This is a genomic window from Neolewinella sp. (assembly GCF_965214665.1).
Taxonomy (GTDB): domain Bacteria; phylum Bacteroidota; class Bacteroidia; order Chitinophagales; family Saprospiraceae; genus Neolewinella.
In genome coordinates this window covers 1777314-1801963 of record NZ_OZ243970.1, presented here as the reverse complement: position 1 = coordinate 1801963, position 24650 = coordinate 1777314, and the positions used below count along the sequence as shown (strand labels likewise).

The 24650-nt window shown below is 61.2% G+C and carries 16 protein-coding genes; 7 read left to right on the top strand and 9 right to left on the bottom strand.

Features of this window, described 5'->3' with window-relative positions; translation table 11 throughout:
- Window positions 1–54 precede the first annotated feature (54 nt).
- Both ACOOHD_RS08050 and ACOOHD_RS08045 read left to right on the top strand, forming a co-directional pair.
- A complete protein-coding gene (locus ACOOHD_RS08050; protein ID WP_420461415.1) occupies window positions 55–1434 on the top strand; it encodes a M28 family metallopeptidase in 1380 nt (459 codons plus the stop codon).
- Window positions 1435–1645: 211 nt separating this feature from the next.
- Window positions 1646–3262: a CotH kinase family protein gene (locus tag ACOOHD_RS08045; protein ID WP_420461054.1), complete on the top strand. Its 1617-nt coding sequence runs from the start codon at window positions 1646–1648 to the stop codon at window positions 3260–3262.
- A gap of 2 nt (window positions 3263–3264) precedes the next feature.
- On the opposite strand, the gene dinB is transcribed toward ACOOHD_RS08045, so the two are convergent.
- Together dinB and ACOOHD_RS08035 are read right to left on the bottom strand one after the other, a co-directional pair.
- A complete protein-coding gene (gene dinB, locus ACOOHD_RS08040) occupies window positions 3265–4398 on the bottom strand; it encodes a DNA polymerase IV (protein WP_420461053.1) in 1134 nt (377 codons plus the stop codon).
- A 38-nt stretch (window positions 4399–4436) separates the two neighbouring features.
- Window positions 4437–7505 (bottom strand): DNA polymerase III subunit alpha, encoded by a 3069-nt coding sequence (locus tag ACOOHD_RS08035; RefSeq protein WP_420461052.1) that lies wholly within the window; start codon window positions 7503–7505, stop codon window positions 4437–4439.
- Between the two features lie 517 nt (window positions 7506–8022).
- Between ACOOHD_RS08035 and ACOOHD_RS08030 the strand changes: the two genes are divergently transcribed.
- Complete coding sequence (locus tag ACOOHD_RS08030) at window positions 8023–9057, top strand: hypothetical protein (RefSeq protein WP_420461051.1); 1035 nt, start codon at window positions 8023–8025, stop codon at window positions 9055–9057.
- A gap of 317 nt (window positions 9058–9374) precedes the next feature.
- On the top strand, window positions 9375–9560 hold the full coding sequence (locus ACOOHD_RS08025; protein WP_420461050.1) for a hypothetical protein: 186 nt from the start codon (window positions 9375–9377) through the stop codon (window positions 9558–9560).
- A gap of 120 nt (window positions 9561–9680) precedes the next feature.
- On the opposite strand, the gene ACOOHD_RS08020 is transcribed toward ACOOHD_RS08025, so the two are convergent.
- Window positions 9681–10226 (bottom strand): TIGR00730 family Rossman fold protein, encoded by a 546-nt coding sequence (locus ACOOHD_RS08020; protein ID WP_420461049.1) that lies wholly within the window; start codon window positions 10224–10226, stop codon window positions 9681–9683.
- Window positions 10227–10321: 95 nt separating this feature from the next.
- Here ACOOHD_RS08020 and ACOOHD_RS08015 point away from each other — a divergent pair, with 95 nt between their 5' ends.
- Together ACOOHD_RS08015 and uxuA are read left to right on the top strand one after the other, a co-directional pair.
- Entirely contained in the window at window positions 10322–11476 is a 1155-nt protein-coding gene (locus tag ACOOHD_RS08015) for a Gfo/Idh/MocA family protein (protein WP_420461048.1), read from the top strand.
- Window positions 11473–12618, top strand: coding sequence for a mannonate dehydratase (gene uxuA / locus ACOOHD_RS08010; RefSeq protein ID WP_420461047.1), 1146 nt, complete (start codon window positions 11473–11475; stop codon window positions 12616–12618). The genes ACOOHD_RS08015 and uxuA overlap by 4 nt, the downstream gene beginning before the upstream one ends.
- On the opposite strand, the gene ACOOHD_RS08005 is transcribed toward uxuA, so the two are convergent.
- The 4 genes from ACOOHD_RS08005 to ACOOHD_RS07990 form a co-directional block, all read right to left on the bottom strand.
- Entirely contained in the window at window positions 12602–14587 is a 1986-nt protein-coding gene (locus tag ACOOHD_RS08005; protein WP_420461046.1) for a gliding motility-associated C-terminal domain-containing protein, read from the bottom strand. The genes uxuA and ACOOHD_RS08005 overlap by 17 nt on opposite strands.
- 190 nt (window positions 14588–14777) lie before the next feature.
- Window positions 14778–17675, bottom strand: a complete 2898-nt coding sequence (locus ACOOHD_RS08000; protein WP_420461045.1) for a gliding motility-associated C-terminal domain-containing protein — start codon at window positions 17673–17675, stop codon at window positions 14778–14780.
- Window positions 17676–17788: 113 nt separating this feature from the next.
- Window positions 17789–19750: a glucosamine-6-phosphate deaminase gene (nagB, locus tag ACOOHD_RS07995; RefSeq protein ID WP_420461044.1), complete on the bottom strand. Its 1962-nt coding sequence runs from the start codon at window positions 19748–19750 to the stop codon at window positions 17789–17791.
- A gap of 63 nt (window positions 19751–19813) precedes the next feature.
- Window positions 19814–20677, bottom strand: a complete 864-nt coding sequence (locus tag ACOOHD_RS07990) for a phosphatase PAP2 family protein (protein ID WP_420461043.1) — start codon at window positions 20675–20677, stop codon at window positions 19814–19816.
- A 124-nt stretch (window positions 20678–20801) separates the two neighbouring features.
- On the opposite strand from ACOOHD_RS07990, the gene ACOOHD_RS07985 reads away from it, so the two are divergent.
- Window positions 20802–21635, top strand: a complete 834-nt coding sequence (locus tag ACOOHD_RS07985; RefSeq protein WP_420461042.1) for a DUF4349 domain-containing protein — start codon at window positions 20802–20804, stop codon at window positions 21633–21635.
- A 15-nt stretch (window positions 21636–21650) separates the two neighbouring features.
- Here the strand turns inward: ACOOHD_RS07985 and ACOOHD_RS07980 are convergent, their stop codons facing one another.
- Window positions 21651–23354, bottom strand: a complete 1704-nt coding sequence (locus tag ACOOHD_RS07980) for a DUF6909 family protein (protein ID WP_420461041.1) — start codon at window positions 23352–23354, stop codon at window positions 21651–21653.
- Between the two features lie 19 nt (window positions 23355–23373).
- On the bottom strand, window positions 23374–24456 hold the full coding sequence (locus ACOOHD_RS07975; RefSeq protein ID WP_420461040.1) for a hypothetical protein: 1083 nt from the start codon (window positions 24454–24456) through the stop codon (window positions 23374–23376).
- Window positions 24457–24650: the final 194 nt, after the last annotated feature.

Genomic DNA, 24650 nt, shown 5'->3' with positions numbered 1-24650 from the left:
GCAGCCTCCGGCTGCGCTACATACATTACCTTGGTCATTCAATTCGCTGACCCGATGCAGTACTACCTAAGTACAGTGCTTTTGCTTGTTACCTCCCTCGCATCCGCACAAATTACCCCACCCCCCGCCGCCGACCCCCGCCTCTACGCCATCGCCGAGGCCCCCGACCCGGCCCGGATCGAGGCCGATGTGACCACCCTGGTAAACTTCGGTACCCGGCACACCCTAAGCGACACAACTAGCGACACCCGCGGGATCGGTGCGGCCCGCCGGTGGGTATACGCCGAGTTCGAGCGCATCAGCGCGGCCTGCGGGGGGTGCCTGGAGGTGATGTACCAGCGCAACCTGGTGGAGGGCGATCCCGAGAGTCGCATTCAGGAGGATACCTGGGTGGTGAACGTGATCGCCGTACAGCGCGGTACCCGCGATCCCAACCGCTTCATCATGATGAGTGGAGACATCGATAGCCGGGTCAGCGATCCGCTCGACAGCACGAGCGATAGCCCCGGAGCCAACGACAACGCCAGTGGCATGGCCGGTGCCCTGGAGGCCGCGCGGGTACTGACGCAGTACGAGTTCCCCGGTTCCATCCTCTACGTGGGCCTCAGTGGGGAGGAGCAGGGACTCTTCGGCGGCAAGGGCATGGCCAACTGGGTGCAGGAGCAGGGCTGGAACCTCACCGGCGTGCTCAACAACGATATGATCGGTAACATCACTGGCGTAGACGGAGTGACCGACAACACCAGCTTCCGTATTTTCTCCGAGCCCTACTACCCGGACGATGTGGAGGACGAGCGCAAGAACATCTATCGCCGCTTCTTCGGGGGCGAGGTGGACGGTCCCAGCCGCCAGCTGGCCCGCTACATCGAACGGCAGACCCGGCAGTACGCTACGAACCTGGAGCCGATGATGGTCTACCGCCTGGATCGCTTCGGCCGCGGCGGGCACCACCGGCCCTTCAACGATGCCAATATGCCCGGCGTGCGCATCATGGAGACCCACGAAAACTACACCCAGCAACATCAGGACCTGCGCACCGAGGACGGCATCGAGTATGGTGACAAACTAGAGCACGTCAACTTCCCCTACGCCGCCAAGCTAACGGGAGTCAACGCGATCACCCTGGCCGGCCTAGCCGCTGCACCTGCGGCCCCGCCCCTGGTCATGATCGGTGGTGCCGTGGAGCCGAGTACGCGCCTGCGCTGGGAAGCCCCCCAGACCGACACGCCCATCGCCGGCTACTACGTGCACTGGCGCCTGACCACCGCCCCCCAGTGGACGCACAAGCGCTTCGTACCCACCGGCCAGCTCGACTATACCCTGGAAAACATCGTGGTGGATAATTACTTTTTCGGTGTCTCCAGCGTGGGCGAGGATGGTAATGAGAGTGTGGTGGTGTTTCCGAGTACGTTGATTCCACGGGGGACGAAATAGGGGGCGGGGCCGCGGGTGCAGGGCAGGTAGAAAAGGCGATAAATTCTGGTAGAGCTAGCAACGGTTTTTTCTGGAGGCTACGTCCTTTAAGGAAACTTCTTCTGCTAAGGTTCGAGTCGATGAGTGGGGTAGGGGCTACGTACGGGTGGTGATGACAATTCCTGTTCTGTAAGGGCTGCACTATGCGGTGCTGGGAAAGTCCGTATATATTATGGCAAATTTATCCACCATGCTCCGGCTGCTCGTCCTATCTCTCTTCCCCGTGCTGGGTGCTGCACAGGCGAACTTTAGCTCCAAGCTACCCTTACTACTGATCGACACCGAAGGACGGGAGATCGTAGATGAGCCTAAGGTAGCCGCCCGGCTGACCATCATCAATCACGAGGACGGGACGCGTAACCGACCGGATGATACGCCGACGGGGTACAATGGCTTCATCAGTATCGAGCTGCGGGGAAGTTCTTCGCAGGCGCTGTTTCCTAAAAAGGGCTTCGGCTTCGAGACGCGCGATGCGGACGGCGAGGACCTGGATGCCTCCCTACTGGGCATGCCGGAGGAAGAGGACTGGGTACTGCACGGTCCGTACAGCGATAAGAGCCTGATCCGCAACGCGCTGAGTTACCACCTCGCGGGGGAGATCATGGACTATGCCCCCCGGATCCGGCTTGTAGAATTACTGGTGAACGGCGACTACCGCGGCGTCTACCTACTGACCGAAAAGATTAAGCGTGACAAAAATCGGGTGGACGTGAGTAAGCTTACGGAGGAGGACAACAGCGGCGATCAGCTCACCGGCGGCTATTTGCTGAAGCTCGATAAGGAAACGGGGGAGCAAGCCGGCGACTACCCGCTGCTGTTTAACTCGAAGTACGGCTCCGCGCTGTCTGACGGTAAGCCAGTACGTATCCTTTATGACTACCCCGCACCGGAGGACATTACTGTTCCCCAACGCACGTACATCCAGGACTTTATTCGTGCTTTCGAGGACCGGCTGGCGGGACCGAAATTTACCGATGCGGTAGCGGGCTACCGGCCACTGGTGGACCTACAGAGCTTCGTGGATTTTATGATCGTCAACGAGGTGGCCCGTAACGTAGACGGATACCGCCTCAGCAGCTGGATGTACAAGGTTAAGGATAGCAAGGGGGGGAAGCTCCATATGGGGCCGGTCTGGGATTTCAACCTGGCCTTCGGCAACGCCAACTACTGCGGGGGAAATAGCACGACGGGCTGGGCGTACGACTTCAACCAAGTTTGCCCCGATGATTTCTGGTTCGTCCCCTTTTGGTGGGAGCGTATGCGGGAAGACCCTGCTTTCCGCGAGCTATGGCAAGAGCGCTGGGAGGAGCTCCGGGCCGGTCCGCTGAGCGACGCCCGCCTCGATATAGTAGTGGACAGCCTAGTCAACGAGCTGGGCGACGCGGCCGACAGGAACTTCGTACGCTGGCCCGTGCTCGGTACCCCCGTATGGCCCAATGCCTTCGTGGGCAGTGACTACGCCAGCGAGCTCGACTACCTGAGGGGGTGGATCGATGACCGTATGGCCTGGCTCGACGGGGCTATCCAGTCTACCACTCCACTGCGCACCGTTCCCAATGTACCTACCGTAGCGCTGGCTCCGAACCCTACCACGGGGACCTTTCGACTCGTTGCGGAGCCTGCCGCCCGTGTTGAGCACACCTACCTCTACGATGGGCTCGGTCGCCTGGTGCTTACGGGAGTGCCGGGGCAGCGTCTGTTTGACCTGAGTAGATTCCCTGCCGGGGTATATACCCTGAGTACTATGATTGAAGGCTGGCGGCACTCGGGGCGGGTGGTGTTGCAGTAGGTCTAGGCTGTAGCGATGGCTCCCTTACCGAACCGCTTCCGGACGCGGTCCATCGCCAGTAAGAGTCGACTATTCTCCTGCGTATCGTCAAAGAGATCAAGCTGGGTATGACCCGCCGCTAGTAAGTCAAAGCGCACCCCGATTAAGCGGATGCACTGCCGGCGGGTGAAGAGCTCCCGAAAAAGCGTCTCGGCCAGGGGCACCAATTGCTGGTCGTGGGCCGTGTAGTCGATGCGGCGGGCGCGGGTGTAGGTATTGAAATCGGTGTAGCGGATCTTGACCGTGACGCGGGCGGTGAGCCGACCGGCCCGGCGCAGGTCGAAGGCGAGCTGGGCGGTCTGGTGGCGAAGTTTACGCAGCAGAAACTCCACATCGATAGTATCGGTCTGGAAGGTGGACTCGCTGGAGAAAGACTTTCGCTCGCTGTAGGGCACCACCGGGCGGTGGTCGATGCCGTTGGCGCGGCGGTGGAACTCGCGGCCCATGCTACCGAACTCCCGCTCTAGCAGCGGCACGGGAACCTGACTCAGCGTACCGGCCTTACGAATGCCCATCAGGCTCAGCTTGCGGGCGGTGACCGCGCCGATGCTTGGTATCCTACGCACGGGCAGGGGAGAGAGAAAGGCCCGCTCGGCCCCCTCCGCCACCCAGCCCGAGCCGTTGGGTTTGGACTCACCGGCGCGTACCTTCGACACCAACTTATTGGTGGCCAGGCCGGCGGAGATCGGCAGGCCCACCTCGCGGATGATGCGCTGCCGCAGCTCCCCGCTCCACTTCACGCAGCCTACGTGGCGATCCATACCGGTCATGTCTACGTAAAACTCGTCGATGGAGGCCTTTTCGAATACCGGCCCCTCCTCGGCGATGATCTCGGTGATCATACTTGAGTGCTGCTCGTAGCTCTCGTAGTCGCCGCGGATCGTGCGCGCATCCGGACAGCGCCGTAGCGCCACCGCCACCGGCATGCCGGCGTGAATACCGAAGCGGCGGGCCTCGTAGCTGCACGAGGTGACCACACCGCGCCCATCGCTACCGCCCACCAAGAGGGGGACACCGGCCAGGGCATTGTTCTTCTTGATTTCCACGGAGGCGAAGAAGGCGTCCATGTCGAGGTGGAGGATGGCTCTTTTGTTCAAGGCGTCAAGGACTAAGGGGGTTAAGGAGTCAAGGGGGCTCAATCCGTAAAGCGCAGATCCTTCAAGTAAGGCAACCGCTCTAGCTCCCGCACCTCCAGCACCGGGAAGTCGAACTCGCGGGTGACGCGGCCGTGTAAGCGGTACACGCCGTTGCCACGGAGGGGGTAGCGTTGGTACACATCCGGAAAATGGACGCTATCAAAGTACTGTCCGTGCTCGGTGAGCCAGCAGCCGAAGCTCATGCGCTCGCCCTTCACGGTGGGTACGACCTTATCACAGACGAAGTAGGCCCGTAGTTGGAAGCTACCGCCCTCCTGAATGTGCTGAAGGGGGTGGGGTGGGGGCTGCTGCTGCTCCCCCGGCGAGCGGACGCGGATGGGACCATTAGCTTGCTGTTGTAAGGCACTCGGCGGACGAACTCCGGCTGTACCGGAGAGTTCGGCCGATGAGGTAAGCCAGAAGGGGGAGCAGAGGGGGAAGCCCAGTAGCTCCAGCTCATCGAAGGCCTGGTCAAACTCGGCGGAGCTCAGGCGGTGGCCGGGGCGGTGATTTGGAGTCTCATCGAGGCGGAAGTCGTGGTCGGGGGCGGTGCGGACGAAGAGGTCCAGGGAGGGCTCGCGCCGCAGACGGGGGTTGAAAACGGCGTTTTTCTCCCAGAGGAGTTCGGACTTGGTCTTGCCCGTAAAGCGGAAGGCACCGATACGGATCAGGAGTTCCAGCTGACTGCTCTCCACCTCTACACGGTTGCAGAAGTCGGTCAGGTCGTCGAAGGTGCCCTCGCGCTGCCGGTTCAGGAGCAGTTGGTGGATGAGGCGCTCCGAGCACCCCTTGAGGTGGACGAAGCCAAGGTAAAGATCCGTACCCTGTAGATCGGTAAGGTGATGGCTATGGTTGACGCAGGGGGCATGGATGGTAGCGCCGTCCATACGCGCCTCGTGTACATAAAACTCGGTGCGGTAAAATCCCCCGAAGTTATTGATCACCCCCGTGATGAATTCCAGGGGGTAGTGGGCCTTCAGATATAGACTCTGGAAGCTCTCCACGGCAAAACTGGCCGAGTGGGCCTTGCAGAAGGAATAGCCCGAAAAGCTCTCTACCTGTCGCCATACTTCCCGGGCCGTTTCCTGCGAGTGGCCCCGCACCTGCGCCCCCGCAAAAAACTTTTGCCGCAGGTTCTCGAAGGTGTCACCGGAATGTTTCTTGCCGCTCATGATGCGGCGTAGGATGTCGCTCTCGTCCAGGTCCAGGCCGGCGAAGTGGTGCACGATCTTCATCACGTCCTCCTGGTAGACCATGATGCCGAAGGTCTCGCCAAGGTGCTCCTCGAAGACGGGGTCGATGTACTCGAAGCTGTGCGGGAAGTGGTAGCGGCGGATGTACTCCTTCATCATGCCCGACTTAGCCACGCCCGGGCGAATGATGCTGGAGGCGGCCACCAGGTGCACGTAATTATCACAGCCCAGCTTGGTGAGCAGGCCGCGCATGGCCGGCGACTCGATATAGAAGCAGCCCAGGGCCCGGCCGGATTTGAGCAGGGCGCGCACCCGGGGGTCCTGCTTGATGGTATCGAGGTTTTCGAGATCTACAGCCTGCCCGTGGTTGCGGCGTACCAGATCGGCGGCGGAGCGCAGGTGCCCCAGCCCCCGCTGGCTCAGCACGTCGTATTTGTGCAGGCCCATATCCTCGGCGTGGTACATGTCTAGGTGGGCCACCGGAAAGCCCTTTGGCATCAGGCGTTGGGCGGTGTGGTAGTAGATGGGCCGCTGGGTGATGAGCACTCCACCGGCATGGATGCTGAGGTGGTTGGGCAGGCCCACCAGGCGGCGGGCGATGTCGACCACGGTGCGGGCCTTGGGATCTTCCCCGGCCCGGCCGTGGGGGTCCTGTACGAGTTGATCGATCTCTTCCTTAGGCAGGCCGTAGACTTTGGCTACCTCGCGCAGGGCGGCCCGACCCTGGAAGGTGGAGTAGGTAGCCAGTAGGGCAGTATGCTCGCGGCCGTAGCGCTTGAAGATGTAGTCGGTCACGTCGTCGCGCTCGTCCCAGCTGAAGTCGATATCGAAGTCGGGGGGACTGACCCGGTAGGGGTTGATGAAGCGCTCGAAGTAAAGGTCCAGTTCCAGGGGGTCGACGTCGCTGATGCCGATGCAGTAGGCGACGATGGAGTTGGCCCCCGAGCCGCGGCCCACGTGGCGGTAGCCGGCGGCGCGGGCGTAGCGCACGATGTCGTAGGTGATGAGAAAGTAGGGGCAGAAGTTCTGCTTGCGGATTACGGCCAGCTCCCGCTCGGTTCGGAGACGTGCCTTCTGGAAACGGGGGCCGGGCGGGTAGCGGCGGGCGGCCCCGGCCAGAGCCAGTTTTTCGAGCAGGTAGTAGTCGCCCTCCTTGGAGGCGGTGAAGTGCTGGCGGTTGATCTGTAGTCCCGTTTCCAGCTCGGCGGTACAGGAGTCGATCACGCGCTGGGTAGTGCGCACGATGGCGGGGTAGGGACGGTAAAATTGCTGTAGGGTAGCGGGGGGCAGTAGCCGGTCGCCGCGCTTGGCCAGGTCGCGGGGGGTAAGTTTGGTGTGGACGGTATTGAGGTCGATGGCGCGCAGCGTGCGGTGCAGGGTGTAATCCTCATCGGTTACGGCCACTACGGGGGCCAGCATCACCAGCTTGTGCTGGTAGTTACGTAGCTCGTGGCTGAACAGGCGGTTGACGTGCTGGGGGCGGATGCCGAGTAGCTCGTTGTCGCGAAAATCCTCAATGGGCTTGCACAGCCGGGGGTAGATAATCCATACGTCCTCCATCCGTGGCGGCACGGTGGGCAGTGGTCTGTCGTCTAGGGAATGATCGCTAAGGAACTTACAGAGGTGGTACCAGCCCTCGGCGTTACGGGCCAGCCCCGTGTAGAGCCACTGCTGGTCGCGCCAGAAGCTGATACCTAGAATGGGCTTGATGCCGTGCTCCCGGCAGCGGGTGACGAACTCGATGGCGCAACTCGTATTGTTGTTGTCCGCCAGGGCCAGGGACTTCACGCCCCAGGCGGCGGCCTTTTCCACCAGTTGCTGGGGACTAAGCGTACCGTAGCGCAGGCTGAAGGTGGTATGACAAATCAGGTGCACGTCCGCTAAATCAAACAAAGTGAGAAAGCGGGTCCTGACTAAGTTGGGACGGGTGTAACGGACCGGTAAGGAGCACCCGAATTACGACATGGAAAGGACCATGAAGAACCTGGCGGCCCTCCTCCTCCCGGCGGAAAGTGGAATACATGTTTTTGTGAGTATGGGTGAGAACGGAATAAGATTGGCCATTACAAGCAAACAGCCGAATAAAATACAAAATGTTGTAAAAATCCTGCTGGGGAAATCTGAAGTGGCCTAACTAACGTATGTACTTACATTGATTAAGACAAAGGAACACAATCCTAACTTTAAAACAAATTTTTTGTTTTAAAACTTTTTAAAAACAAACACTTTACCCCAGTCTGTCTGAATATTTACTACATCCTAGCCCGGTGTACCCCTTTGATCCTCTTACTCGCCGGCTAAGCGACAGGGGGTTAGGGAAGAATTTAGTGGGCCAAGTAAGCGCGTACCGGTCTTATTGACTTAGTTTAGGCAGGCGCAGACACGAATGAACATGTCAAGCACATCCGATGCCCGTAGCGACAGCTACCAGCAAATTTTTTTCGAGCGGCTCACCAAACGTTTTGCCTCCCGCAGCGAGCTAGTGCGCGAGGTCGCCCAGGTACTCCACGTAGGCCGCGATGCGGTATACCGGCGCATGCGTGGCGATACCGCCCTGACGGCCGACGAGCTAATGCTACTGGCCCAGACCTACGACGTAGATACCAGCATTCCCCGACACAACCGGCCGCAGGTGCCCATTCTGCGCTACCCCGAGAGCCGGGAGTTCATCCACGATGAATACGATCACTTCATCCACCTGCAGAAGCGGTTAGACGAGATGAAGAAGCTGCCCGGTGGGAGCTTCGACTTCGCTACGCCGGAGCTACCGATGTACTACGAGTTTGCCACCCCGATGCTGCGTAGCTTTAAGGTGTTTATGTTCGGAATCACAACCTGGAACCTGGAGAAGTGGAAGACGGAGCAGTTTTCCCCCGACTTGATCAGCGAGCGACTCCACGTAATTGCTCAGGGTGTAGTGCGCGGGCACTATACCGTACCGGCCCGGGAGCTTTGGTCGGTGGGAGTGCTGGACGTGACCCTGCGGCAGATCAGCTACCTCGACCAGGTGGGTCGCTTTGCCGACCGGGCGCACATCGACCAGATATACGACGAGCTACTACTCATCATCGACCACCTGGAGCAGATGGTACGGGTGGGTAAGCGCTATCCCTTCGGGCAGGAACCCACTGAGGACAGTCCGGAGCTGCGCGTGTACCACAACGAGCTGTCCAATACCAGCAATATCGTGCTGGTGAAGTCCGACGTCCGTAAATTCCTCTTTACTACCCTGGTAACTCCCAACTACGTGGCTACCTCCGATCCGAAGCTGTGCGCCGAGGTACAGGACTGGTTCGATAACCTCGTCGAGCACGGCAGCGCCCTGCACTCCGAGGCCGGTAAGTACGCCGCCCAGTACTTCGGTCACCTGCGCCGGCAGGTAGGGCGACACCGGGAGCGAATGAAGGTACGGCAGACCCTATTTTAGGTGCCGCAGAACTAAAAACTGTTAAAGTTGGGAGAAATATGCTAAAGCACAAACTAAATTCGTAGCTCTAGCGTATAGGTACCAACATCCGCCACTACCAGGCTAGGCAGCGTAGCCATATACGATAAAGTTAAATATGGGGCGTTGCGGTAATGGTCTGTTGTGGATACAAGAAATACCGCTACCTTAGCGGCGCGTTAGTTGCCCCTGGGTTAACTCAGCGTGAAGATTAGGTTTATTTTTCATGAGAGACGCTGTGGACAACACAGTCGTATAACAAGGACCCGGGCGCTTTCGCCCGGGTCTCTTTTTTTGCCATGGAGCCAATTAGAAAGGATAAGCCCAGCCCCGCGGTCTTCCTGCTGATGACGGCGGTGTACTTTGCCAGTTACTTCGGACTGAAGTACGGGGTATTTGGGGGGGCGCTGCCTTGGGGATATAATCTGCTGCTGATCGGAGCCTGCCTGGCAATCGCGCTTTTCTTGCGTGGTAAGCTGAGTTAAAGAGGTCGAGCGGCCTCCGGCCCGAGCAGAGCCGTACAGCAAGAGAGGTGGCTGCGCCACTTCACATCAGGGTTACAGACTCGGGCCAGAGGCCACTCGACCTTGGTGCGTGGCCGCTTTCTAATCGTGAAGTACCAACTTCACTAGTTGGCCCGGATTCTGTGCTACCCGCATCCGCTCCAGCGCCCCCCGCCGTAGAAACTGCTCCTCATTCATATGCCCGAGGAGCGCGATCAGCGTATCGTAATAGCCCAGCGTGTTCAGCAGCCCACACTCCTTCTGGTGCAGCCCCAACTGCGTCCAGGTGTACACCTCGATGATCTCCTCCAGGGTGCCGATGCCGCCGGGCAGGGCTACGAAGCCGTCGGCGTGCTCGGCCATCAGTAGCTTGCGCTCGTGCATGGACTGGGTGACGATCAGCTCCGTAAGTCCGGTGTGCCCGACCTCCTTATCGACCAGGAACTGGGGAATGACGCCGAGCACCCGGCCTCCGAGCCGTAGCACCTCATCGGCCAGGATGCCCATGATGCCCACCGCACCGCCCCCGTAGACGAGGCGGATGTCCTGCCGTACGAGTACGGCGGCTAGATCGCGGGCGGCGGCGGCGTACTCGGCGCGCGCACCGGGGGAGGAGCCGCAGAATACGGCTAGGGAGCGTTGGAACATGGCCGCAAGGTAGGATTGATTCGGTAAGACCCCCGGTGGGCTAAACCTCTACCTACTTATGTACCTTCTAGGAGCGATAATCCACCACCGCGCGTATGTATCCCACCAAGGCCTCTCGCCGCCGCTTTCTCCGCCAGTCCGTTGCAGGAGCTGCGGGCGTACTACTCACTCCGGGCCTGATCGCCTGCGGGCAGTCTACCTCCGCCCCCGCCACATCTGCTGAACCCGCGGCCCCGCCCCCGGATGCCGCCCGCAAGATTGGGGTGGCCCTACTCGGCCTGGGGGGGTACAGTAAGGGCCAGCTTGCCCCCGCCCTGCAACTGACCCAGCACTGCGAGTTGCGTGGTATCGTCACCGGGAGCCCGGATAAGATCCCTGAGTGGCAGGATAAGTATGGCATCAAGGATGAAAACGTGTACAGTTACGACACGATGGACGAGATTGCCGATAACGACGCTATCGACGTGATCTATATAGTGACCCCTACCGCTACCCACCGCGACTTTGCCGTGCGCGCGGCCGGCACCGGCAAACACGTCTGGTGCGAAAAACCCATGGCCATGACCCCCGAGCAGTGCCAGGAAATCATCGACGCCTGCAACGAAAACGGGGTGCAACTCGCCATCGGCTACCGCGTAATGCACGAACCCAATACCCGCAAGCTGATCCAGCTCACGAAGGACAAAGCCTACGGGGCGCTCACCGCCGCCCACGCCTACGCCGGCTACGGTGGCAGCCCACCCGCGGCCGACTACTGGCGCGGACAGCGCGATATGGGAGGTGGCGCCCTGTACGATATGGGGGTATATACTGTGAACGGGCTGCGGTACGGCACCCAGCTCTCCCCAGCCGCGGTGGTGAAGGCGACCCAGCAGCGGCAGGAGCGGCCCAACGGCGTCGACCTCACTACTACTTACACGCTGCGCTACCCCGACGGGATGCTGGCCGAGGGCAAGACCAGCGTGGTGGAAACGTACAACGAACTACACATCGAGGCGGAGGACGGCTGGTACGAGATGGACCCCATGCAGCCCTACCAGGGGGTGAAGGGAAAGACAAGCGACGGTAAGGTACTTGGTCCCCCGGTGCCCAACCAGCAGAGCCTGCAGATGGACGACGATGCCCTCGCCATTCTCAACGGTACGCAGACAATCGCGCCGGGGAGTATGGGCAAGGCGGATATTGCCGTGATTCGTGCGATCATTGAGAGCGCGGAGACGGGTGGAGAAGTAGAAATAACTAGTAAATGATGATCCCCACCTGGCGCTGGTACGGCCCCCCCGACCCCATCACGATCGACGAAGTAGCCGCCCTGGATATACAGGGAGTAGTTACTGCCCTGCACCACCTGCCCAATGGAGCGGTGTGGACGCGCGAGGCAATCAAACAGCGCAAGCAGGAACTACAGGGCCTACCCTGGAGCGTAGTGGAAAGCGTGCCCGTACACGAGGGCATCAAGCAAAACGCCGATGCCGCACCGGAGCTACTGGCTAACTATCAGGCATGCCTGCGCAACCTGGCGGCCGAGGGGGTGACCACCGTGTGTTACAACTTCATGCCGGTACTGGACTGGACACGGACGCGCCTGGCTGTACCCGTGCCCGGAGGGACGACGGTGGCCCTGTACGGGCTGGACCTGGTGGCCTTCGACTGCTTTATTCTGGCCCGGGAACATGCGGCGGAGGACTACCCGGCCGAGATCGTGGAACTAGCCGCCGATCACTACGAGAGTATGACGGCGGCTGACCGGGAGGAGGTCAGCGCTACCATGCTCAAGGGATTACCGGGCTCGGAGGAGAGCTTCGACCTGGCTAGTTTCCGTGATGCTATTGCGCCCTACCTGCACATCAGCCGGGCTACCTTCAAGGATAATCTTCAGCGCTTTCTGGAGGCGGTGGTGCCCACAGCGACCGAGGAGGGGATCAAGCTGACCATTCATCCCGACGACCCGCCCTGGCCGGTGGTGGGCCTGCCGCGGATCGTGTCCACGGCCGAGGACATCCGTGAGCTGCTCGCAATGGTGGATGCTCCGGCTAACGGCCTCTGTCTCTGCACCGGCTCGCTGGGCTCGCGCTCGGATAATGACCTGCCGGCCATGGCCCGGGAGTTCCTGGACCGTATCCACTTCGTGCACCTGCGCAACGTGCGCCGGGCACCGCACGAGAGCTTTGCCGAGAGTGGGCACCTACAGGGCGACGTCAATATGGCCGCTACGGTACGGGAGCTCGTCCGGGCCGGGGTAGAGGTGCCCTACCGGCCCGATCACGGCTTTACGCTGTTCGGTGACCGGCAGCGGCGGACCAATCCGGGCTACAGCCTCTACGGCCGTATGCGGGGGCTGGCCGAGCTACAGGGCCTCCAGGCCGGGCTGCGGGCTAGTTCACCAGCGTGACGGACCCGCTGACCGATTGTTGCGCACCGTTGTTTAGCAGCACCTTAGCCGCGTAGATATAGACGCCGCCGGAAAGCACTTTGCCCCGAAAGGTGCCGTCCCAGCCAGCATCTTCTCCACTAGTTTGCTGCCAGACCAGTTCGCCCCAGCGGTCGTAGATGAGTAGCTGAGTTACGCCAACGACGACGCTGTTGTAGTAGAGGGTAAAGTGATCGTTGCGGCCATCACCATTGGGACTGAAGGCATTCGGGGCGTAAATCCGGGGCATCTCCTCGCCTATCGTGGGGACTACCTCGTCTTGTACTTCTTCATCCTCTCCTTTTTCGTCTTCTTGCGGTGCTTCTTCCTCCGTCACCACTTCTTCCGGTACCTCCTCCGTACAGTCGGTGGGTACGGCGGGCGAGGTAAGCCAGAGCGTGTCGAGCACCAGCGTGCAACCGTTGTCAATGAAAGCGAGGATGGCCGGGGTAGATCCGGTGGGTAGAGTGACGAGGCCATCGCGGTGGGTAAGGCGGGCCTCTTCCGGAAAGGACCGAAAGGAGATACTGGGGCGGTGGGCATTGGTACGTACCCTTACGGCGAGGCTATCCACGGTGCAGTCGACGGGCAGTTGCTCCAGGGTATAGGTGAGCGGGGCCTGGGACGCAACAGTAATCGTTTCTACGTGGGTGATGCATGCCTCGGTGACGGTCACCCGGTAGGTGCCGGGACTAGCCACGGCGAGTGAGGTACCCGTACTGCCATCGCTCCACTGGAAGGTAGCTCCGGTCTGGCGCCGGGGTTTGACGATAATCGTATCGCCCGAAAAACAAAGGCCGAGGGTATCGGCGAAAAGATCGGACACGATGGGCCGCTGCACCACTACCGGATCGGTTACCGCACAGCCCGCGGGGGTGGTGATGCGCAGGGTGTAAGTACCATCGACCTCGGGCTGACTACCCAGGGCAAGGGTATAGGTGGTCGCTCCAGCCAGGGCGATCCCGTCACGGTACCACTGGTAGCTGGCGTCGGGTTGGGGCCGGCCGGTCAGGGTGATATCGTCGCAGACCGTAAGTCCGTCAACTTGCACCGGACCGGCTACGACCGGGGTGAAGGCATCGGTGGTGTTGAGAATTAGATCGTCGATGAAGTAGTAGTTGCGGTAGAGCCCTCCGTCGGGGCGGCCCCGGTCGGCAGCGCAGGAGCCCCCAATAGCGAAGGCTTCGTAGGCGCTGGCGGTAGTAAAATCATAGCTGACGGACGTCCACCTACCGGCCGTACCCGCTACCGTAACGGTACCGATAAGCTCGTAGCCCTCCGCACCGGCCGTCTCCGGACAGCTGTAGAAGGGGCCGAAGTAGAGCTGCTCGCAGCGGCGGATGCCGTATACGGCGAGCTCGACGGAGTCCGGGGAGGCAATAGATATGGGGCCGTCTTCTCCCGGGGAGGTCTGGGGTTCCATAAACCCAAGGGAAAAGGTCAGCCGGTAATCCTTTCCGGCTTCCATTCGCTGCCCGTCGGTAAGGCAGGCGGCCAGGTACTCGCGGTACTGCCGGGTAGTAGTGCCGTCGCCGTTGTAGAAGGTGTGATCGATCTCGTCGCGGATACCTACCCAAAATCCGGCTACCCCGCTGCCACTCGGTAAGGGCTGGGGTAGGGTGGTGGGGAAGTCCGGTCCGGCGCCGGTGAAGGTGAAGGCATTCCAGGCATCGGTGGTGCCGAGACTGGCGCGCTGCCAGTCGGTAAGGCAATTAGCCTGGTTGGTGCCGTCGGGTAGGCCGCCGGGTTGCACGGAGGCGCAGCCGGTCTGACCGCCGTCGAAGCGTTCCAGGGAGGGATTGGGAAGTAAGGAGGTGGTGGAGGCGGGGAGGGAGCAGTTGCAATCAGCCGTATCGTTCAGGTCCACGAGCCCGTCGCCATCGTCATCGATAGCATTGGAACAATTTTCCTGAGCAGAAACGGAAGGGCCGACCAAAAGGAAGGCAAGCAACAGCGCCGCAGTCCTCATTATGAGGATCGAGCGAGCGAAATTCACTGTGTTGTGTTTAGTTCAATAGTGTATAAGACAGCACTAAGATAAAACAATTTACCCTTAGTGCAAAAAATATATACTATAAACCGTAACGGCGGCTCGTGTTCACTCCGCGCTCAGTGATCGTTGAATGAACAATCTACGCGGTCTACCGGGTCAGCAGTACGCTGCCCTGTACGCGCTGGGTAGAACCATCGCGTAGTAAGACTTCTCCCAGATAGACGTAGACGCCGAGGTTCACTGGCCGGCCGGCGAAGGTGCCGTCCCACTCCGCGCTTCCCTCGCTGGCCTTTTCCCAGACTAGGTTACCCCAGCGATCGTACACCTGTAGGGTGGGTATGGCTACTATGGCCCCATTGGTGTAGAGCGTAAAGCGGTCATTGGTGTTGTCGCCGTTAGGACTGAAGGCGGTGGGGGCGTAAAGGTGTGACTTCCGGTCAACGGCGACCGTCACGCTATCCGTACGGGTACAGTTCTCGGGCGAGGTAAAGGTGATGGCGTAGGTGGTGGTCCGCGAAGGAGTAGCGACAGCGCGTAGCGCGCTCCGCGGCGCGTCGGGAAAATCTAAACTTGCAGCCGGGGTCCAACGAACCTCCCCGTCCGAGGGGTCGATACCACTTACCGTAGCTTCCAGTGTGACGGGCTCGCCCCAGCTAATGGCCCGGTCCGCCCCGGCGTCGAGCTCAAAGGTGGTGGGTAGCTCCACGTGGACTGGATAGGGGTGGGAGGTGCACCCCGCGGCATCCTCGACCACTACCCGGTGGACACCGGCAGTGAGTCCGGTAAGCAGGGGAGTGTCACTGTAGGCCTTCTTGCGTAAGGTCGAGTAGCGGTAGGGAGCCGTACCACCCCGTACATCCACCAGCGCTACCCCGGCGGTATCCGAATGGCAGCCCAGGTAGTCGGGCGCGGCCGTGACCCGCAGGCGTTCCGGCCCGCCGACTACGAAGTCGGTGGCGGTCTTACAGCCGTTGCTATCGGTCACCGTAGCGTACCAGCCGCCGCGGTCCAGATCACGGGCGACGGCTTGCGGCGGACTGAGGGGCTCCTCGTCAGCCGCCTTACGCCAGTCCACGCGGTAGGGCGGGGTGCCACCCGTAGGTAGGGCCAGGGCGGTGGCATCGCTGCCGCAGGTGACGTCGGTGGCGCTGACGGCGAGACTGAAGTTGTCGTTGTCCGTAAGGGTGTAGGAGAGGGTGGTGGGGCAGTGGGTCGCTCCTTCTAGCGCGACGGTGTAGGTGCCGGCGGTGAGGGCGGTGACCCTGGTTTCGGCTCCGTAGAGGAGATTGCCCTTAGGGTCGGTCCAGGTGTAGCTTACCCCGGGTTTCTCCGTTGTCAGGCTGATCTGACCGGTAGGGCCGTGGCAGTTCAGATCGCGCAGTTCGGCCTCGGCGGTAAAGGGCGTCAGCTTGGGGATGGTGATCTCGCTTAGGCGTAGTCCACAGGTGGTGAGCACGTAGGCCTGCAGCCCGGCGGTTTGTCCCGCGATGAGTTGAAGCGGCGCGCTGCGCTGATCGAAGTACTGGAGGTTGCCGTCGGGTAGGACGAAAAAGCCGGTGGGGATGTACCAGTTGGACTCAAACGATACGGATACCGTATCGCCAATGCAGGGCTGCTCGGGTATGAGGTGGAAGCGGTAGGTAGTGGCATCGGTATCGGTGACCACGAAGTCCTCCACCCGCTGCTCGCAGGCCGTACTTACGGTGACGGAGTAGGTGCCCGGCTCGGCGGTAGTAAAGGAAGGGCCGGAAGAGCCGGTGCTCCAGGTGTAGCTGGCCCCGGTGGCCTGGGGGACAAAGATGGTTACTTCTTCTCCCCGCTGACAGAGAGCCACGCTATCGGCTACCTGATCGTAGAGAATAGGGCGCTGGATCTTTACTGACTGAGTCACCGCGCAGCCGCTCGGCATCGTGACCCGCATGGCGTAGGCCCCGTCGATGGTGGGGGAGGGCTGTAGCACCAAGGTCGGATCGGTAGCCCCCGCCAGGGCAACGCCGTCATGGTACCACTGGTAGGTACTCGCCTCCTGGGGGCGGCCCCGCAGCGTGATCTCGGGGGCGCAGATGGTTTGTCCTTCCACCGAAACAGGACCAGCTACCGACTGCTTGAACCCTCCAACCACCGGCTGCTCGAAGGCCTCGGCGAGGTTCAGGATCAGGTCGTCGATAAAGTAGTAATTACGGTAGCCCCGTCCGTTGGGCTGACGGATGTCGGCCCCACAGGAGCCACCGATGGCAAAGCCGGCGTACTCGCTTCGGGGGATGAAGTCTACCGTAGTGGACGTCCAGCCGCCGGCCGTACCTACGACCTCGACGGTAGTGATGAGCTCGTAGCCTTCCGCCCCGGACTCCTCCGGGCAGCCGTAGAAGTCACCGTAGTTAAGCTGTCCACATTCCCGTACGCCGTAGATGGCCAGTTCTACCGGATGGGGAGAGCTGAGCAGCACCGGTACATCGGTACCTTCTAGTTCCATCTCCTGGGGCTGCATAAAGCCTAGCGAGAAGGTGAGGCGGTAGTTCTCGCCACGTTGTAGGATAGCATCATCGGGAAAGCAGGCGGCTAGGTACTCGCGGTATGTGCTGGCAATGCTACCGTCTCCATTGCGGTATCCACCGCGGGGCGTGTCGCGTATTCCGACCCAGAAGCCCGCTACCCCGGTACCGCTCGGCAGGGGTTGGGGCAGGGCCTCGGGAAAAGCCGGCCCGGCATTCGACAGGGTGAAGGCGTTCCAGGCGTCGGTGGTGCCTAAGGAGACGCGCTGCCAGCCCACCAGACAGTTGGCCTGATTAACCGCATCGGGTAGTCCCCCCGGCTGGCGGGAAGCACAACCCGACTGTTCGGCAGCGAATTCCTCCAGTGAGGAATTAGGTAGCAGGGACGTAATGGTAGCGGGTATACTGCAGCTACAGTCTGCCGTGTCGTTAAGATCGATGAGACCGTCACCGTCATCGTCGCGGCCGTTGTCACAAATTTCCTGCGCGCTAAGGGGGGTAAATATAAAGAAGCAGAGACCTACGCAAAAGCGTAGCAGGGGAAGGGTCGACACAGAGGACGGGTGTATATGAGAGACAGAAAGCAAGAGTCCGTACCAGCAATAGCCGGCCACGGCACGAAAGGCACCCTATTAACCCGTAGCAATAATCAAATAGTGTACCCCGGCTAAAAATCCCGCCGCCGGAAGGCCTCCATGGCCTCGTACTCGGTGAGCCCCAGCTGATTGTACAGCCGGGCGGTCTCGCGATTGCGCTGCTCGGCCCGCTGCCAGAACTCCCGGTTGTCCTCGCCCTGGAACATCGCGCCGTCCTTCTGGCTCTGGTGGAAGAAGATGGCGTTGCGCTTGGCCTCCACCTGGGCCGGACTCATCGGCACGGCCATCTCGATCTCGTGCACGGGCCACTCCTGCCAGGCCCCGCGGTAGAGCCACAGCCAGGTGTCGGCGAGCCAGGGGGGCCGATCGCCCTTGAGCTCCTTCAGGGCCATAAAGATGGAGTCCAGGCATACTTTATGGGTGCCGTGGGGGTCGGCCAGGTCACCGGCGGCAAAGATCTGGTGCGGCCGTACCCGCTCGATGAGCTCCCGCGTGATGCGGATGTCGTCCTCCCCCAGCTCGTTCTTCCGGTTGCTGCCGGTTTCGTAGAAGGGCAGGTCCAGGAAGTGAATGTGGTCGTCGGCCGCCCCCACGAAGCGGGCCCCGGCGATGGCCTCGCCCCGGCGAATTAGGGACTTGATCTTGCGGATGTCGGCCGAGTCGGCCTTGGCCCCGGTGCTGGTGTCACTGAGCTCGTTGATGATGAAGTCGAGCCGCGCGTTGCCCGCCCCGAAGTTCTCGCTCAGGTCGCGGCTGAACTCGGCGTAGCGCCGCGCGTCGGCGTTGGTCACGGCATTGTTACCGCTGGTCTGGTAGGCTACGTGTACGTCGTGCCCCTGGGCGATGAGCCGCTCGAAGGTGCCGCCCATGGAGATGACGTCGTCGTCCGGGTGGGGACTGAAGATGATCACCCGCTTGACCTCCGGGTTGGCCCGTTCCGGTCGGAAGGTGTCGTCGAAGCCATGCTTACCGCCGGGCCAGCCCGTGATAGTGTGCTGTAGCTGATTGAACATACGAATGTTGAGGTCGTAGGCCGAGCCGTACAACGCCAGTAGGTCCGACATCCCATTGCTGTTGTAGTCGCGCTCGGTCAGCTTCAGGATGGGCCGGTCCACGTGGCGGCTCAGCCACACGATGGCCTTACGCTCCAGCGTGTCGGTCCAGTCGCAGGGCCCCACCAGCCAGGGGGTGTTGAAGCGGCGCAGCTCGGCGCTGGACTCCTCATCGAGCAGTACCGTTACGTTGGGGTGCTCCTGCAGGTAGGTAGCCGGTATCTCGGAGGTCCGTTCCCCCTCGACCGTCTGCTGGATGATCTCGGCCTTCTTATGGCCCCAGGCCAGGAGTACGATGCGCCGCGCCTGGTTGATGGTCTGGATGCCCATGGTCACCGCTCGGGTGGGCACGTTGGAGATCCCCTGGAAGTCGCCGGCCGCATCCACCCGCGTGAGGTGATCGAGAGTGATCAGCCGGGTCAGCGAGCGGGAGTTGGAGCCCGGTTCGTTAAAGCCCACGTGACCGGTACGGCCGATGCCGAGTAGCTGGAAGTCGAGCCCCCCGGAGGCCATGATCCTGGCCTCGTAGTCCATGCAATGGCGGTACACCTCATCCAGGGGAATATTACCCTTCGGGATGTTGATGTTGCGCGGTGCCACGTTGACGTGATTAAACAGGTGGTCATGCATGAAGTACCAGTAGGAGTTCCGGTTGGCCGGCGGCAACTCGTAGTACTCATCAAGGTTGAAGGTAATCACGTGGCTGAAGTCCAACCCCTCCTCCCGGTGCAGTCGGACCAGCTCAGCGTAGACGCGAATGGGCGAGGAGCCGGTGGCTAGACCCAGCACGCACTTTTCGCCGCGGGAGGCCTTATCGCGCATCAGGTCGGCAATCTCGTGGGCCACGGCAATGGAGGCCTGCCCCGAATCGCGAAAGACCTCCACGTGCATCTTCTCGTAGCGGGTCACGTCAGTGCTACCCACGTGGCGGTAGCTAATATCGGCCTGGGCGGTATTGTGGATAGTCAGGAGGTCGAGCATAGTGGCGGGGTATAAAGGGGAAAGATAGTCCGCCCACCTAAAACCCTGCACCTGCGGCCCCGCCTAAAAAGTAAGCACCAGGCCGGCACTGCCTGCGCCGTCCCGGTAGTTGCCGCCGATGCTGAGCTGACTGACGTGCTTACGCTGCCAAACTTTATGCACCTGCGGCACCATCACGCCGAAAAAGGCACCTACGCCGAGGCCCACCACCGAATCGGTCGGAAAGTGTTTGAGCGCCCGTACCCGCTGCACGCCCACGTAGGCCGGGGGTAGGGCGGCCAGGGTGAAGGCCAGTGCCCGCTGGGTGCCCGTCCACTGCGGATTGTAATCCGAGAGCACCTTGGTAAAGAAGAAGGTACCGACGGCGGTGGTCGAGACGTGGCCGCTGAAAAAGCCATTACGGTTGTTGCCGGCCCGCCGCTCGTCGTAGCTCAGTTCTTTGTAGTACACCACGGGACGGTAGCGGTCGATGAAACGCGGCCCCAGCGGCGAGTAGGCGTAAGTAGCCGCGCTCAGCGCGTGCGCCTGTAGGTAGAGTACGCCAATGTCGAGCCAGTCCTTGCGGAACTTTTTGTCGATGAAGAGCCCCGCGGTGAGTAGAATGGACGCATTGAATACCCGATCGCTGGCCTCCTCCCCCCTGCGGCGTCTGAGGGCGTCTTGCTCTAGCCCCCAGCGGTCGAGTCGGCCGGTCTCGGTCTGCTGCAGGCGAACGAGCGTCTCGTCACTGATATCCGGCTTATTGCGCAAATCGTCAATGCCGGCGGTGCTACCGAGCATGACGGCCAGGCCCCCCAGACCTTCGTAGAGGGTGCGCACGCGGTACACCGATTCGGTTTTGGGGTCGATCGACCGGTCGGTCAGCTGCTGGGCCGGTAGCGGAGCAAAAAAACTAAGGCAGAGGGTTAGGTAGAAAAAACGCAACATACACGGGGCTTAATTTGGGGTTTACAACTACCTAACTCTGCCGGGGGTTGGGGAATTATGGTAGCGCCCTGTGCTTTTCACCCCCCGCCCGCATCTAGGAGGAAAGCACTTACGTATGCGCCTTGTGTCACTCCTCCTTCTGTTCTTCCTCGTAGCTTGCGCCGGGGAGCAGCATGCAGACACCGCTGCCGCCACCGAGATTGAACTAGAAGTGCCCTGGTCAGCAGAGCCGCCCCCTCCCCCAAATCTGCCGGGGCCGCAGGTGCAAACTCCTTCGCAAGGCAACCAGCAACGCATCATCTACACCGCTACGGTCCGCGCCGAAGTCACCGACTTAGACTCCGCCCTGTACCAACTCAGCACCCTTCTGGACCGGCGGGGCGGCTTCGTGGCCAGTCAACACCGTACTAACTCCCCCTATGAGCTTACCGCCGAGCTGGTGCTGCGCCTGCCCGCCGACCGCCTGCAACCGGTACTTGATGAACTGCCCCGCCTAGCCGAGCACATCGACTACCAGAACCTCGATAGCCGCAACGTCACCGAGGAGTGGCTCGACCTGGAAAGCCGGCTCCAGACCAAGCGGACCGTCCGCGACCGCTACACCGAAATCCTGCGCACCCGCGCCGAGAAGGTGGAGGATATTCTCAATGCGGAGGAAAAGATTCGTACCATCACCGAAGAGATTGAGGCACAGGAGGGTAGGCTACGCTACCTGCGCGATCAGGTGAGCCTTTCCACCCTTACCCTTAATCTTTACCAGACGCAAGAGTACCGCGAGACTGGCACGGCCTACGAGCGTGGCTTCTGGAGCCGTATTGGTAGCGCCTTCGTTTTTGGTTGGGAACTGATCCAGGAGTTGGTACTGGGGCTGATTAGTATCTGGCCCATCGTGCTGCTTTTGGGCGGACTGATCGCGCTGTGGCGTAGGGCGCGGGGCCGTCGCAATCCTATGGTTTGACCGCCGCTGCGGCGATCAGGCGGAAAAGATCTGCTTCAGAATTTCCACCGTGATCAGGTAGGTCGGCTTCACCCCATCCACCCCCAGGCTGCCGCTGGCCAGGGTGTGGCCGGTGACCAGGGGGTTGTCGCTGGCGTAGTAGGCGTAGCGAAGTTTGAGCGCGGGGTTGACGCTCTTGCGGATGTGGGTGGCCGCCTGGATGGCCTTTTGGTAGTGCGCGCCCTCCATCTCCAGCCCTACGGCCTGCCAACTGCTCTGGAGCAAGTAGTCGAGGATCTCGCGGTTCTGCAGACTAGTACCGAGCACGGTGACCATGGGGCCGGCATATACTCCTAGCCCCTGATTGGCGAACTGGGCGGCGGTGAAGTCATTGTGGAAAGGGTAGTTATCGGCCGTGCCCTCGAAGATGTGGGCGTTGGGGATCATCAGGTCGCCCTTAACTCCCTCCAGGATACCGGCCTTGCCCATGATATTGATGCTGGCCACCGGCATGTCGTAGACCGTATCCTCGCCCGGCACGTGGTAGGGCCGCAGCAGCTCGTCCATACTCTCGTAGGCCTGCTCGCCAAAGGCATAGTCCATCACCAGGATGACGGGAGCCCGGTTCGGATCCGCGGCCGGCACGTACGCTAACTCCCGGCTCACCAGCTCCGAATCGAAGGCGGCGGTATCGAAAAGCTGCACGCCGATATTGCTGCCGCTGGTATCTACCAGTTCGGTCATACCATTTTTCAGGGCCAGCTCCGTGACCAGGGGCCGCAGGTGGCGGTAGTCCGGCTGCGACAGGGCCCGTGCCACGTCGAACACGTTCCGGTTCCCGCGTAACTTCTGGGCGGTGGACGCGGGTGCAAACAGGGTGTTCATCACGCTATGGAGATTGGCACTTACGATGTGCAAGGGGCGCTCGATGAGTCCGCGTTCGAGGAGTAGGGCCTTGACGGCTTCCGCCCAGACCTCACCGTAGTGATGGTGACCGGTCTTTTCGCGCAGGCTACTGGAAAAGGACACCTCGCGGTCGGCATCATTTTCGAGTTCTTCTTTCGCCAGGTGACCGAGCCAGTAGGTGATGTGAAAAAGGGAGCTCACCTGCTCCTCGGTGGCAAAGCGGCGGCAGGCGACCACCACCTCGTCGTAGGTGCGCCCCAGCAGGGTGCTGAGGTAGGTGTAGGCGGTCTCCCGGCTAAAGTCCTCCCCCTTGCGCTCGTGCTCGACGATCTCGGCCAGCAGGCGCCACTCGCGTTTCGGGCGGCCCTTGCTGTCGAGGCTATTGCGATAAATTTTGTTGGCCTCGGCGTAGAGGAAGGTCAGGTGGGTAAGGATGTCGTAAATATCGCTGCGCCCGCGGGTCATCTCGATGTACACCTCGTGGGCGTCGATGCGGTAGGCGTTGCGCCGCCGCTTCGGGGGTACGATGGGGGGGAAGTGGCTGTTCTCGTAGCCCTCGCGGGTGATGAGGCGGATGAAGCGGCACTCCTCAATGCCCTTGGGTAGGCGCTGGAAGACGTAGTGCAATCCGTTGAGCTCCACGCGCTCGGTATCGGTGATGGAGCCGTAGATCTCGGGGCGCAGGACCATGAGGCTATCCATCAGTGTCTTGCCGCTCATGCCGCCGGGCTTGTAGCTGCCGCGGATGAGCAGGTGGCGCATGGCGATGTAGAGCCGTTGGACGGCGGCGCGGCTTTCCTGGGCGCGCGAGCGGGTCGGACTGGGGGTCGTCATGGCAGCAAAGGTAGCCACCCTAGCGGGCGCCGACGCCGTAATACTGGGGCTGGCTACCGGGCGGAATGATGGCGGCGGTCTCTCCCCGCAATTGACGGTAGAGCTCCAGTCGGGTATCGGCGGTCATGGTGCCCAACTCGTCGTAGAAACGCTTTACGAAGCGCTGTAGCACCGTGCGCTCCTGCTCGGAAAGCAGATCGAAATCGCCAATCAGACGGAGCAGCTCGCGGCGGTGGTCACGGAACGACTGGGCAACCTCACCCAGGATACGATCACTTTGCCGGTACCCTAGGTAGACCCGCTGGTAGATGCTCTGCTGCCCGTGCTGGCGCGAGGGGGAGGCGTAGGGCGCGCCCACCCACCCACTGAAGTCGAAGTCGTAGCCTACGGGGATCAACTGTGCGTCGGGGAGCTCCACGAGTTTGACGTTGCGCTGCAGGTCGAGGCTCCAGTCGCCGTTGCCGAGCAGGTACTGAAGTAGGGCATGGCGGGCCTCGGCCCCGGCGACGTAGCGGTTGGGGGTCAGGCCCAGGGAGTCACCGAACTCGGTGCCGCCGCTGCGTTCGGCCATTTCATCGGGGTCCTCGAGCAGAAAGGCGTACTCCGTGCGGTCGGGGCGGCCGGCGGCGGCGTCGCGGTAGGTGATTCGGAGCAGCTGGGCACGGAAGTGGGCCTCGGGAGATAGCAGGGCGTAAGCACGGTAGGCGAGGTATTCTTTGAGCACCAGCGCCTGGGCGGTGCTGTCGGCGTAGCAGGCCGGGACGAGCTTATACTTGTCGTGGGTAGTCATGCCGCTGGCCCGCAGTTCGCCCTTAGCAAAATCGAGCTTCAGGGGGGGAAAGCCGCAGCGCACCTGGCGGAACTTGCCGCGCAGCGAAACCTCCACGCCGAACACCCGCGGGGCCCCGTCGTGATCGGTAAACATCAGCTGGCCGGCCTGTTCGTAGGCCGAGCGGGCAGCGAGGCTATCCAGCGGTACGGTGAGGGTGACAGCTACCGCCCGGTCCACCTCCTCCCCGTATAGCGCATCGAAGACAGACTGGCCGGAGAGTGACAGACTCAGAAAAAAGACGCCTAAGAGGGGGTTAAATGCGCGGTACATGTCGGTAAATTTGGGGGCTTAGGTTGTTCATCCGTTAGGTGAGCATGAAACGGCCGCTAATCGCCTAAGTTGCTTGACCCATACCGAATTAATATTGGGTTCACACATATTTTTTGTACGTTCGTTTTGTTTTAGTTGCTACAGTATGCAATATTTGAAACAACATTTGGTAAAGACTTATTGAAGCGATTAAA